The 13,460-nt window shown below is 49.4% G+C and carries 9 protein-coding genes; 8 read left to right on the top strand and 1 reads right to left on the bottom strand.

The window, feature by feature from the left end; all coding sequences use genetic code 11:
- Positions 1 to 66: 66 nt before the first annotated feature.
- Positions 67 to 648 carry an adenylate kinase gene (locus tag HB364_RS04060; RefSeq protein WP_167286607.1) on the bottom strand — a complete coding sequence of 194 codons (582 nt, stop codon included), beginning with the start codon at positions 646 to 648 and terminating at the stop codon, positions 67 to 69.
- A 201-nt stretch (positions 649 to 849) separates the two neighbouring features.
- On the opposite strand from HB364_RS04060, the gene msrB reads away from it, so the two are divergent.
- From msrB to HB364_RS04020, 8 genes are all read left to right on the top strand, one after another.
- Positions 850 to 1,440, top strand: a complete 591-nt coding sequence (gene msrB / locus HB364_RS04055) for a peptide-methionine (R)-S-oxide reductase MsrB (RefSeq protein ID WP_167286606.1) — start codon at positions 850 to 852, stop codon at positions 1,438 to 1,440.
- Positions 1,441 to 1,953: 513 nt separating this feature from the next.
- Positions 1,954 to 5,007, top strand: a complete 3,054-nt coding sequence (locus HB364_RS04050) for a SusC/RagA family TonB-linked outer membrane protein (RefSeq protein WP_167286605.1) — start codon at positions 1,954 to 1,956, stop codon at positions 5,005 to 5,007.
- A 19-nt stretch (positions 5,008 to 5,026) separates the two neighbouring features.
- On the top strand, positions 5,027 to 6,409 hold the full coding sequence (locus HB364_RS04045) for a RagB/SusD family nutrient uptake outer membrane protein (RefSeq protein WP_167286604.1): 1,383 nt from the start codon (positions 5,027 to 5,029) through the stop codon (positions 6,407 to 6,409).
- A gap of 21 nt (positions 6,410 to 6,430) precedes the next feature.
- Positions 6,431 to 6,931, top strand: coding sequence for a DUF5004 domain-containing protein (locus tag HB364_RS04040; RefSeq protein WP_167286603.1), 501 nt, complete (start codon positions 6,431 to 6,433; stop codon positions 6,929 to 6,931).
- An 18-nt stretch (positions 6,932 to 6,949) separates the two neighbouring features.
- Entirely contained in the window at positions 6,950 to 7,762 is an 813-nt protein-coding gene (locus HB364_RS04035) for a hypothetical protein (RefSeq protein ID WP_167286602.1), read from the top strand.
- A gap of 32 nt (positions 7,763 to 7,794) precedes the next feature.
- Positions 7,795 to 9,531 (top strand): SusE domain-containing protein, encoded by a 1,737-nt coding sequence (locus tag HB364_RS04030; RefSeq protein WP_167286601.1) that lies wholly within the window; start codon positions 7,795 to 7,797, stop codon positions 9,529 to 9,531.
- A gap of 69 nt (positions 9,532 to 9,600) precedes the next feature.
- On the top strand, positions 9,601 to 12,498 hold the full coding sequence (locus HB364_RS04025) for an alpha-amylase family glycosyl hydrolase (protein ID WP_167286600.1): 2,898 nt from the start codon (positions 9,601 to 9,603) through the stop codon (positions 12,496 to 12,498).
- Between the two features lie 27 nt (positions 12,499 to 12,525).
- Complete coding sequence (locus tag HB364_RS04020; RefSeq protein WP_167286599.1) at positions 12,526 to 13,245, top strand: NUDIX hydrolase; 720 nt, start codon at positions 12,526 to 12,528, stop codon at positions 13,243 to 13,245.
- Positions 13,246 to 13,460: the final 215 nt, after the last annotated feature.

Here is a 13,460-nt window from a genome sequence, read left to right as displayed (position 1 = left end):
GATATCAGGCTGAGCTTGTCGAAGTCGTCTTCGATAAACTCAGCCTGACATCATGGAATAACTATATTATACCAACTGGCGGGCTTCAATCTGCCTGCACAGGGAATGGAAAATATCGTCAATGCTGCCTACGCCTTTCACATACACCACCTTGCCGCTTTGCGCATAATAATTGGCCACAGGAGCGGTCTTATTTTCATATTCCACCAGCCTGGCGCGGATAATATCCTCATTCGTGTCATCGCTGCGGCCGGAGCTCTTACCGCGGTTCAGCAGGCGTTTTACCAGCTCTTCACGGTCTACTTCCAGCGCCAGTACAATGGCTATTTCAGAAGCTTTCCCGGCCAGCAGGTTGTCCAGGGCTTCGGCCTGGGCTACCGTACGGGGAAAACCATCAAACAAAAATCCCTTCGCCTGGGGGTTGGCATCCAGTGCAGAGCCGATCATGCCGATCACTACTGCATCCGGCACCAGTTGGCCCTTGTCCATAAAACTTTTCGCCTCCAAACCCAGTTTCGTCTGATTAGCAATCTCTTCCCGCAGCAGGTTGCCGGTGGAAAGATGGATCAGGCCATACTTCTCAATAAGCTTTTCAGACTGGGTTCCCTTGCCGCTTCCGGGAGGGCCAAATAAAATCAGGTTAAACATGGTACTTACGTCACTTGATGAAGGGCAAAAATAAAGGAACACCCTTAAAAATCCTTTAACATTCCCCGGTTTCTGATTAAAAAACCATGGGAAAACTCCTAAATCCTTAATACAAAAGAAAATGTTAAGTTGCGCCTGTTGTCGCCTGCCCGACAACCGGAACGAACCCTCACTACGTAAGTTTGTTATAAATACATGCACATGAAACGAATAGCACAATGCCTGGCCATTCTCCTGCTGGCAACCCTGTTGCAGCAGTGCAGCTATTCCCAGTCAACAGACAACCAGAAAAAAACAACTATGAATACCTCCAAAAAAGACAGTACCAACCCCGTTTATTCCCGTACCGACACTTCCAAAGTGAACCTTTCCGAGGAAGAATGGAAAAAAGTGCTGCCGGCCGACGTCTACTTCATAGCCCGTCAGAAAGGCACGGAGCGGCCTGGCACCAGCATTTTTGAGCATTCTAAAGAAGTGGGCACCTACTATTGTGCTGCCTGCGGCAACTCCCTCTTTAAAAGTGACACCAAGTTTGAAAGCGGTTGCGGCTGGCCCAGTTTCTATGCCCCCATCAGCAAAACCAGCATCATCTACCTGCCCGACCATTCGCATGGCATGAGCCGTACGGAAGTGGAATGCGGCCGCTGTAAAGCCCACCTGGGCCACGTATTTGAAGATGGACCTCCCCCTACAGGGTTAAGGTACTGCATCAATGGCGTAGTATTGGACTTCGAAAAAGCCAAAGAGGCCGAAACCAAATACAACCAGGAAAAAACGAAGAAAAGCGAATAAACTGGTGTCAGGCTGAGCCTGTCGAAGCCTTTCCACCAGGTACTTTCTGACTAAGCAATAAACAACAGAAAACAAAAAGGAGCAAAGATGGCAGCAGCCGGTTTGCTCCTTTTCTTTTTCCAGGTATCTATTGTACCGAAAGCCTGGTGGAATGCTCAGGGAGTGGTAGGGGACAGCTCTAAGCATGGTACAGGATAGCTCAGGGAATACTACAGGACTCCTCTGCCAGATACTATTTTAGAGCTATCTCAGAGCATTCTCTGACCATTCCCAGACAAGCCTTAGAACATTCCACCACAACTCCCCGCCCAAACCTTCCCTACACAAGGTTCTTGCCCTCCTCCCAATCCCCAAAATCCCCTCCCCCTGGTTAGTGTCTCCCTCCGCCCTGGTTCGTGTCCCCACGAACCAGCTTGTCCTGTCAAAAAAATATTAGGTTATGTGTACCAATTACACATTATATTTGCGTAGCAGATACACATTATTTACATACCTAAACGAAAGCTTGTTTTTATGATGCCGAAACGACCGCTTGTGGGAGTTCTTATGCTCCTCCTGTGTCTACCTGTATTTTCATGGGCACAAAGCAAAACCGTTACCGGTAAAATTACCGATGCCAGCAATGGCACACCGGTAGCCGGGGCTTCGGTCACTGCCAAAGGTTCTAAACAGGGAACCTCCTCCAAATCAGATGGCAGCTTTTCGCTGACCATTCCTGCAGCAACAGCCACTTTAACCATTTCCGGCGTAGGCTTCGAAACACAGGACGTGCCTGTGGCGGCGGATGTTATCCTGGTATCCCTCAAAGGGGCTGCCTCCAACCTCAATGAAGTAGTGGTCATTGGCTATGGCACCCAGCGCCGCCGTGATGTTACCGGCGCCATTACCAAAGTAAGCGCCGAAAAGCTCACCTCTATTGCAGCGCCCAGCTTTGAAGCCGCACTGCAGGGTAAAGCGCCCGGTGTGCAGGTAATACAGGGTAGTGGGCTGGCCGGCTCAGGCTCTGTCATCCGCATCCGGGGTATTGCTTCCATTGGCGCCGGCGCCGATCCGCTTTACGTAGTGGATGGCATTCCCATCATTGCCGATGCATTCCTGCGGGGCAACAGTGGCGCCATGAACCAGAACCCGCTGGCTTCCATCAACCCCAATGACATTGAGTCTATCGAAATACTAAAAGATGCGGCCGCTGCCGGTATCTATGGCAGCCGCGGTTCCAATGGTGTGATCCTCATCACCACCAAACGCGGTAAAAGCGGTAAGCCTTCCTATAACTACAACAATAAGATCGGAATATCCACCTATGCCAACAAGCCCGATTTCGTGAGCGGCCCTGAATGGCTGCAATTGCGCCAGGAGGCATGGGAAAATGATGGCAATACCGGCAAAGCGCCTCTGCCGGGCGGACTTACCTGGGAGCAGGCGGAAAAAAACAATACCGACTGGTGGGACCAGCTCACCCGTACCGGCTTCATCAATGAGCACAGCCTTAGCATGACGCAGGGCAACAAGCTGGTGAAAAGCTTCGTGGGCGCTACCTACAGCGAAAACCAAAGTTATCTGAAGAACAATAGTTACACACGCCTCGGCTTGCGTACCAACTTCGATTTTACCATCACACCCAAATTCAAGGCTACGCTGAGCGCCGCTTACAACCGCGGTATCAACAAACGTGTACCAGCCGCCTGGGCAGGTGGTTTGGGCGATGCCATGAGTACAGCACTGCCGATCTATCCTATTTATAATGATGACAAGACCTGGTTTACCGGTGGCGCCAATCCGGTACGCCGCCTCAATGAAACACTCTGGAGAAATACTGACCATCGTCTTATAGGCGGGTTGATGCTCGATTATGAGGTTATCAAAAACCTAAACCTGCGTGTCAATGGTTCTTATGATTACCTGAGTGGCATTGATGATCAGTGGGAATCTTCCAACTGGATCAACGACACACAAAAACCCGGCATTGCCAAACGTTCCCCTTACCGGGGCAAAAACTGGGTGGCTTCTGGAACCGCTACTTACAACTGGACTTATAAAGATGACCACCGCTTCACCTTCCTGGCTGGTATCGAATTCCAGGAAAAGAGCTTTGTGAACAGGGTATATGTAGAAAAGAACAGCGACAAACCATTTTATAAAAACAAGTCACTGTACAAGCACGCGCTCGATTCCATCAAGGCCACAGGTACCCCGCTCAATTCACCGGCTTTTAATGCAGAAACCTTTGCCAGTGTATTTGGCCGGATAAACTATGTGTACAAAGAGCGCTATGCCTTACAGGCTTCTGTGCGCCGTGATGGTTCTTCCAAATTTGGTCCCAACAAAAAATATGGCGTCTTCCCCACCATTTCAGCCGGCTGGACCATCAGCCAGGAAGATTTCATGCAGGACTTCAAATTCATCAACTTCCTGAAGCTGCGTGCCAGCTATGGCCTCACTGGTAATTCAAACATTCCTTCCGGGCGATATTACTATACTTACTACGCGGGAAGTCAGTACAACACCCAGCCTACCCTCTATCCCGGCAACATAGGCAATCCCGATCTGCACTGGGAAGAAACAGCCAACATGGACCTTGCCATAGAGTTTGCGGCTGTTAATAACCGTATTACCGGCGAACTGGCCTACTATCATAAGAAAACGACCGATCTCTTATTAAATACTGCTGTATCCCCTTCCAACAGTTTTGGTGACTTTTACCGTAATGTGGAAGGCAGTGAAATACTCAACCAGGGCATTGAGCTGAGCCTGAACCTGAAACTCATCAACCAAAAAGACCTCTCCTTCAGTGTCGGCGGCAACATTGCCAAAAACTATAATGAGCTCATTAGCCTGGGTGGATTAAGCGCCGATGCGGCCGGTGGGGGCAGCAATGATACCCGCGTGGTAGTAGGATACCCCGTAGGTACCAACTACCTCGTACGTTACTATGGCGTAGATCCTGATGACGGACTGCCCATCTGGTACGATAAGAGCGGCAAGCTCACCAAAACCTTCAGCCTCGATAACCGGATGCCGGTAGGCTCTGTAGTGCCCGACTTCATTGGTGGCCTGAACCATAACCTCAGCTACAAAGGTTTTGAATTTACCAGCTTATGGACCTTCACCATTGGCGGCAACATCTATGATGGTTCCGGCAAAAGACAGGCGGGTATCATCACGGATTGGGTCATCCGTCGCGACCTGCTCGACAGGTGGAGGCAGCCCGGCGATGTAACCAAATTCCCCCGCCTCACTATGAACACAGGCACCTATGCCGGCCTGAGCAGTGAATGGCAATACAACAGCACCATGTTTCTCTATGATGCTTCTTTCCTGCGGTTACGGGAAATATCACTGGGTTACCGTTTCGATCCCAAACTGCTTACCAGGTTACACGTGAAGGGAGCCCGCGTATTTGTTACCGGTATGAACCTGCTCACCTTTACCAAATACCCCGGTGGCGATCCGGAGATAGCGCGTGATTTTGAAAACCCGACAGACCGTAACCTCAGTCCCAACATTACCTACCTCACCCCACCCCAACAGAAATCATGGGTGATAGGACTAAATGTTACTTTCTAAACCATCAAATGCATCTACAATGAAAAAAGCGATCTATATATTGTTGCTGGGATCTGTGGCTGTATATGCTCCATCCTGTAGCAAATTCCTCGAACGAAAACCAGCGGGGGCGCTTACCGAAGAGCAAGCCATTAAAAATGATGCCGACCTGCAGACACTCTTAAACAGCGCTTACTCAGATTACTGTAACAAAGTGTACAATGGTAAACTGCAATGGATAGAAGACCTGCTGGGGGATCAGGCCATAGGTACTTTATACACCGGTGACGACGGAGAGATCTTTAAACGCAAGACCTCCATCTTCGGCGATTATAAAAACGGCTTATATACAGATATGTATCGTCCGGCCTACATAGGCAACAAAGTGCTGCAAAACATTGACAAGGCAGGCACCGCAAAAAATGATATTGAAGGGCAGGCTTACTTCCTCCGGGCGCTTACCCATTTTGATGCAGTACGCTTGTGGGCGCAACCCTGGGGTTTCACCAGCGATAATACACACAATGGTATTGTATTACGCCTGAGCGCAGAAGTGACGCCCGGTGAGCGCAGCACCGTTAAAGCAGTATATGAATCCATCATTGCCGACCTGAAGAAAGCTGAGAACCTGCTGGGCGACCAGGTAACCCTTGGCTTTGCCAACAAATGGGCGGCCAAAGCGTTCCTGGCCAGGGTATACTTCCTGCAAAATGATTTTGCCAATGCCTATTCCTATGCCGGTCAGGTTATCGAAAGCAACAAATTCCAATTGGACGCCTCCTATGCCAACCGTTTTTCAATTGGGCTTTCCAAAGAGATCATCTTTGGGTTCAAATTCATAGATAATAACCTGTATCCCGGTGGCGAGCTCAGGAACCGTTACCGCAGCGATGTGGGCTTCAGCGCGCAGGGCAGGTTCCATGTCACAGATATATTTTATACTGCGGCCACCACAGCCGGAGATGTGCGCGGCACTGCCTGGTACAGCAATACCCTGGTGCCGGGTTACAATGTCATCACCAAATACAATAAGAACAACTTTGATGTGCCGGTAATGGGTTATACGGAAATAAAACTCATTCGTGCTGAAGCAGGGGCCGAAACAGGCGCTGCCAACCTCGGCACCGCCATTAAGGATATCAATGATATACTCACCCGTGCTTATGGTGGCACTGGCAAAAACCTCGCTGATAATGCGCTTGCTGCTACAGTGATCGCTGCTGCCCGCCGCGAAAGAGAGTTGGAACTCGTGGGAGAAGGCAACCGCATACAGGAGATCAAACGCATAGGTGTTCGCAACGGTACCAGCATTGATCGCCGCGGCGGCCAGTGGAACTGTCCCGGGCTGGCATTACAATTCCCCATTAGTGAACAGGCTGCCAATGCTTCCTTCAAGATGAACCAGGAAGGCGGTTGTGATTAATAACCCATACAACTAAGCAAAATGAAAGCAATACATTTCCTCACAATATTATTGGTAGCCGGCTTACTATTCGCCGGTTGCCGGCCCGATAGCTATGAGCCGATAGGCGATCCCAATGATAACATGACTGCTATTTCGGGCGTATGGAAACTGACAAAGGTTATACAAACAGATGCTGAGTCACAGCGCAAAGGGTTTCCCTATGCAGTGGAAGACATTACCACCTTGTTCAACTATGCTTCCCTGCAGCTCACCTTCAACCTGAGCAGTGGCGCCCCTTCCACCTTTGCCATCAACAATGGTTCAGCGCCCCCCATTACCGGTATTACTTCCGGTACCTGGACGGTGGACGACGTGAAAGCGCCTAAGAACATTACACTGAAAAGTGGTGCTGTAACAGAAATCATGACATTGGGCGGTTATCCCAATTCAGTGAACGGCAAACTCAAAGTAAAGGTTACGCGCACCGACGCAGCGACCAACAAATTGCTCATCGTGTATGATTATGAATTTTCACGCTAACCCTCCAACAAAGCAATTATGAAAAAGCTATTGATATTTTCACTCCTGTTACTGGGTAGCCGACTGGCCATGGCCCAGTGTATTCCGTTCGAGAACTTCAGCATCAACCCGGCTACTTTTAGTGCAGAAGATGAGATCACCATCTCCTTCGATTTTACCGGTACCGGCATGGCAGGAGAAGCTGAACTCTACATCTGGACCTGGGCCAATAAAGGGGCGTCGGGCTTCAGTGAAAAAAACGGCATCACCAATGCCAACCCCTCTGTTGACTGGGGCAATTCACCTGCCATAGCGAAAATGACACCGGTAAACGGCGCACCCAACAAATTCACCTATAAACTCACCGGTACTACCTTGTTTGAGCTGACGCCGGGCGGCCTGAAACATTTTCAGTTCCTGGTCAAAACAAAGAACGGTAGCAAACAAACCTGCGATAGTAAAGTCAATGCTTTTGACCCGCTGGTGTTTGTGCCCAGTATGCTGCGCCTATTCCCGGCGCGGGTAGGACAAAATGATGTAGTATCGCTCTACTTCCACCAGGACCTCGCCACTACCATTGATGAGCAGCGCATGGAGCCGGTTTCTGTTACCGTGGAAGTATTTGACAATACCAATACTTCTGCCGGTCAGCCATTGACACTGCCGGTGAAAAATGCAGGCACCAAATTGTGGAAAGCTTTCTTTGTGCCCACCCGTTCTTATACACCCGGTGCAGGAAAGAAATTCACCCGCTTCACCTACAAATTCAATGGAACGGTGCGTGATGCCAACAATCAACCGGTAAATGTCAGCACGGCTGCTGTGGAAGTGACTTTAGCCGATATGAAATAACATCCCTCTAAACATTAATAATGATGTTGCATATGAAAAAGATTCTTTGGTTTGCTGTCCTGTCCGCCGCACTCTTCGCCGGCTGCCAGAAACCAGATTTCGATAGCACGGTCACCGGAGAGGCGCTGGGAACCTTCACCCTTAGTGCCCCTGCTACCAATACGGCCATCGCTTTAAATGCCGCTACACCTACTGCCAAAGTGGAAATAAGCTGGACGGCCTCCAAGCCTGGTGTGGATGCAGTACCCGCCTATAAATGGATCGCGGCCTTAAAAACCAATGGCAGTCTCGAAGCTCCCTTATTGGAGATCGCGTCAGACAATGCTGGGAAAGACGCCCGGCTAACCATCACCCATAAACAACTGGATGATGCGCTCAAAGCAAAAGGCATTGCCGATGGCGCCAAAACGGATCTTATCTGGAGCGTAAAAGCCGATAATGGTTCTACACAGTTGATCTCATCCGATATCAGGAACATCAGCATCACCCGCATGAAGGACGGCGTTACAGCCTTCATCCTGCTGGGCCCGGCTTCTTCTGCTTCGGCCATCACACTCAACCCGGTATCTACCGCCGACAGCGTTAAATTCAACTGGACAAAATCATTGCCGGCAACAGGAGGCCCCGCCATTACCTACCAGGTAGCCTTTAGCAAAGACGGCGCCTTTACTACACCCCTGTTTGCAATAGCGGCTGCCAATAGCGGTAAGGATACCGTACTGAGCGTCGCCATGAAACAGCTCAATGATTCACTGGTAAAATATGGCTTCACCGATCTCTCACAAACAGTGAGCCTCAAGTGGACCGTCATCGCTACTTCAGGTACCTGGAAACAACCCGCCGACTACATCAACGATATCGCTTTCCTGCGCGAGGTGAATTTCTATCTCGTAGGCAGCGTAAACGGCTGGAGCATTGACAATCCGTTGAAAATGGTAGTAGACCAGAAAGCAGATCGCTATAGCACTGTTTTCTATACCTACATCAAACTGGCCGACAATGACGAATTCAAATTCTTCAAAATCAAAGGCGATTGGGGATCCGGTTATGGCGACAATGGCGCAGGCACTACGCCCGGTAGTTACAAGACCGGCTTCAATGTAGGTGGCAATTTTAAAGTCGCCACCGGCGGCATCTACCGGCTGACCATTGATACAAAAAATGACCTGGCCTACATTCAGCAAAAGCAGGTGGGCGTGGTAGGCAACATGCAGGGATGGAATGCTACTGCTCCTTTATTGGGTGCATACCTCCAGCGTGATAAATTCCTCATTATCGTTCCTTCCTCCGGCACCGATGAATTTAAATTCCACGATGGCTCACTCGGCAGTCCCTGGAACTTTGGTATTGGTGATGATCGCTGGTGGGGTGGTGCGGATGGCAAATTGGTCCATGACGGCGGCGATCCCAATATAAAAGCAGCTTATTCACCCTACACAAGATTAATATGGGATGCCACCAATGTACAGCAGTTGAAATACAACATGTACCAGGGTAAGCTGCGCATGGTAGGCGGCGCACCGGTGGTAGGCGACTGGACACCTGCCAATGCGCCCGACATGGATTACCAGGGCAATGGTGTTTGGAAAAAGACCATCACTTTTACCGGGACCACTGAATTCAAATTTGTTAGTGCAGAAGGCTGGGACCTGAACTATGGCGCAGATGGGGCCGGTAAGATCAGGGAAGGAGGAGATAATATCACCCTTACTGCCGGTACCTACACTATTACTGTAGACGAATATAATAGAACCTATACCATTTTGTAAACTGGTTTAGTGCTTTACAGGTGACACCTTTCTAAAAAGGTGTCACCTGTAAAGTAAAACGATTGCCGAATGAAATCATTTATCCTTACCATGTGTTGTGCAGTATGGTGGGCAATAACCACCTCCGCCCAATTGCTCACCACCACACCGGAATTTCCGGCCGATAATTCATCGCTGACCATTACGGTAGATTGTACCAAAGGCAATCAGGGACTGCTGAACTATGCCAATACCAATGATGTGTATGTACACATCGGCGTTATCACCAACCTCAGCAGCAACAATACCGACTGGAAATATTCAAAATTCGGCTGGGGCACTACCGACCCTGCTGCAAAAGCTACCTGGATAGCCGCCAACAAGTACCAGTATACCATCCCCAACATCCGGTCTTTCTTTGGAGTACCTGCCGGCGAGACCATCCGGAAAGTGGCCCTGTTATTCCGCAATGGAACAGGCGCACAGGTGCAGCGCATTGCCGACCCCTCCGTTGATATGGGCAATATGTATTTAACAGTATATGACAACAACCTGGCCGGCAAGTTCATCACGCCACCTTTTGAGTCCCGGTTCATACCTGTTCCGGAACCCATCACCAAAGCAGTGGGCGAATCTATTGCGGTCTCCTATACTGCCAGCAATACCGCCAATCTGCAACTCTTTTTCAATGGTGCCCTCATCAACAGCGTTGCCGGTAATACCAATATTCAATCAACGCCTGCCATCACAGTGGCCGGTAACCAACAGATCGTAGGCAGGGTTACAGATGGCGTAACTACTCATTCAGACACTATTAACTTTTTTGCTGCCCCGGCAGTCCACATCGAGCCCTTGCCTGCCGGTGTAAGGGATGGGATCAACTACGAGCAGGGCGATACATCGGCCATCCTCGTATTATATGCGCCCAATAAAAACAAAGTAGCCATCATAGGTGAGTTTAACAACTGGACAGAGTCGGTCAACTATCAGTGCAACAAAACACCGGATGGCGGGCGCTTCTGGAAGCGCATCACCGGCCTTACGCCCGGAACGGAATATGCCTATCAGTACGTAGTAGACAATACCCTGAAAATAGCAGATGCCTATGCACAAAAAGTATTGGACCCGGCCAATGATCCCTTCATCACAGCGGCCACCTATCCCAACCTTAAAGTCTACCCAACCGGGAAAACAACCGGCATGGTGAGCCTGTTGCAAACAGCCAAACCGGCTTATACCTGGCAGGTCAACAACTTCAGTCGCCCGGATAAACGCAACCTGCTCATCTATGAACTGCTGCTGCGCGACTTCATCGGCAACCATGACTGGAAAACCTTAAAAGATACCTTAACCTACCTGAAGCGGCTGGGGATTAATGCCATTGAGCTTATGCCTTTCAATGAGTTCGAAGGCAACCTCAGTTGGGGTTACAATCCTTCCTTTTACTTTGCGCCCGATAAATACTATGGCCCGGAAACCGGCCTCAAAGCATTCATTGATGAATGCCATAAGCAGGGCATAGCCGTCATCATGGACATGGTGCTCAACCATTCCTTTGGCCAATCGCCCATGGTCCAGCTATACTTTGATGCCGGTAAAGGCCAGCCTTCGGCAGAAAGTCCCTGGTTCAATACGGCTGCCAAACACCCTTTCAATGTAGGGTACGACTTCAACCATGAAAGCGCGGCCACGCAATACTTCGTGAGCCGGGTAGTGGAATTCTGGCTGAAGGAATACAAACTGGATGGTTTTCGCTTCGATCTCTCCAAAGGATTTACCCAGAAAGCCTCCTGTGATGCCGATGGCAACAATTGCAACCAGGCCAACTGGGATGCCTATGATGCCAGCCGTATCGCTATCTGGAAAAAATACTACGATACCATCCAGCTAAAATCCAATGGCAGCTATGTCATCCTCGAACACCTCGGCGTCAATGACGAAGAAAAGGAACTGGCTGCCTACGGTATGCTATTATGGGGTAATATGAACCATGCCTTTAATCAGGCTACCATGGGATATCCTGATGGCTGGGATTTCAGGAATGCCATCCATACGGAAAGAGGCTGGAGCCAGCCCAACCTCGTGGCTTACATGGAAAGCCATGACGAGGAAAGGCTTATGTACAAAAACATACAATATGGCAATGCCGCTGCCGGGTACAATGTAAAGGATCTTGTAACCGGCCTGCGCCGCAATGAAATGGCAGCAGCATTCTACTTCGCCATGCCCGGCCCTAAAATGATCTGGCAGTTTGGAGAGCTGGGGTATGATTACTCTATCAACTATTGCGAGAACGGGACCATTGATAATGCCTGCCGCACCAATCCCAAACCTTTCAAATGGGATTATCAGCAAAATGCCGGCAGGAAAAAACTATACGATATCTACAGTGTGCTGCTGGCTTTACGCAGCCACCCGGCTTATAAGAACGGCTTCACTACCGACCGCATCACCTCAAATCTTGCCGGGGCTTTCAAATGGTTGAAACTGACCACTGATACGTCTGATATAGTGGTCGTGGGAAATTTTGATGTGACGGCTGTAACGGGTTCAGTTACCTTTCAGCATGCGGGCACCTGGTATGATTACTTAACAGGTCAAACCATTACTGCCACCGGCAATTCGCAAAGCATTTCCTTGCAACCCGGCGAGTATCACGTATATTTGAACCGGAACATAACCAACATGCTGACCCCGGTCACCGGTCCTGAGAATCCGGGTTCAAATACAAGGTTAAGCATCTATCCCAACCCGGTCACATCGAACTCTACCATTGAATATGAACTACCGCTCAATACGGGCGTAACGTTGTCACTGTTGCATGCTAGTGGTCAACGGATCGCAGAACTATATGCTGGTTTTAAAGCTAAAGGAGTTCATCAATTACCTTTGCATAAGCTCAGTAATGGCAAACTTCGGACAGGATTATATTTCCTCCGTCTGCAGTTTGGCAATAACAACGTGGTCAGAAAACTAATAATCAATTAAGCCTTTTACTACTATAACACCAACAATATGGGAACAGCATTACAGAAAACAATTCACCAGCTACGGTCTGAGAACAGGGAATACTTTCAGATTGCCCTTTCTGTAGACTGCGTGATCTTTGGATTCGATGAGAATGAATTGAAAGTGTTGCTCATCAAGTCAGACCTGGAGGAATTTAATGATCAGTGGTCTTTACTGGGTGATCTCGTAAGGCCCGATGAGAACCTGGACAATGCTTCCTACCGGGTTTTGAAAGAGCGTACCGGTCTGGATGATGTATACCTGGAGCAGGTGTATACCTTTGGGGATGTAAACCGCCACCCGGCCGGCCGGGTAATTACCACCGCCTGGTATTCCCTCATCAATGTCAAGGATCACCAGTTGGATTTGGCACACAATGAATTACACTGGCATCCGGTGAGCGAGATAACCACTCTTGCATTCGACCATAAAAAAATACTGGATACCTGCTTAAAGCAGTTACAATCAAAGATCGACGAGCACCCGATCGTGTTCAACCTGCTGCCGGAGAAATTTTCCCTCCGGGAGCTGCAGAGCCTCTATGAGTCCATCCATGGCACCAAGCTGGACCGCCGCAACTTCCGCAAGAAATTCTTCCTCATGGACTGGCTCATTGATGTCAATGAGCTGGAGCAGGATGTGCCCCACAGGCCGGGTAAACTCTATCGTTTCAATGCCGCCAAATTCTCCGACGGCAAAGTAAGACTGGAAGAAGCCGTGCATTAACCCCACGCATCATATTATTACCACCCTGCGAGGCTGCTCTGCGAAGGCTTGCAGCCTCGCAGTTTTATTATATGGCTTTAAGCCATTACTCTCACCATTCTGCAACCCTACTGCCGGCAGTTCACTTGTCAATTTCTTATCATATTGACAATGATATTCTTATCAAGATTTCGCCCTCTCAGGCCAATTATCAAAACCGCATCATGTACTGTCCT

Origin of the sequence: Paraflavitalea devenefica (assembly GCF_011759375.1) — a bacterium.
GTDB lineage: Bacteria > Bacteroidota > Bacteroidia > Chitinophagales > Chitinophagaceae > Paraflavitalea > Paraflavitalea devenefica.
This window is presented reverse-complemented; position numbering and strand designations above follow the sequence as displayed.

Coding starts and splice junctions, on each gene's coding strand:
- HB364_RS04035 (WP_167286602.1), top strand. CDS start 6,950: ATGAAAAAGCTATTGATATTTTCACTCCTGTTACTGGGTAGCCGACTG.
- HB364_RS04030 (WP_167286601.1), top strand. CDS start 7,795: ATGAAAAAGATTCTTTGGTTTGCTGTCCTGTCCGCCGCACTCTTCGCC.
- HB364_RS04020 (WP_167286599.1), top strand. CDS start 12,526: ATGGGAACAGCATTACAGAAAACAATTCACCAGCTACGGTCTGAGAAC.
- HB364_RS04040 (WP_167286603.1), top strand. CDS start 6,431: ATGAAAGCAATACATTTCCTCACAATATTATTGGTAGCCGGCTTACTA.
- HB364_RS04025 (WP_167286600.1), top strand. CDS start 9,601: ATGAAATCATTTATCCTTACCATGTGTTGTGCAGTATGGTGGGCAATA.
- msrB (WP_167286606.1), top strand. CDS start 850: ATGAAACGAATAGCACAATGCCTGGCCATTCTCCTGCTGGCAACCCTG.
- HB364_RS04050 (WP_167286605.1), top strand. CDS start 1,954: ATGATGCCGAAACGACCGCTTGTGGGAGTTCTTATGCTCCTCCTGTGT.
- HB364_RS04060 (WP_167286607.1), bottom strand. CDS start 648: ATGTTTAACCTGATTTTATTTGGCCCTCCCGGAAGCGGCAAGGGAACC.
- HB364_RS04045 (WP_167286604.1), top strand. CDS start 5,027: ATGAAAAAAGCGATCTATATATTGTTGCTGGGATCTGTGGCTGTATAT.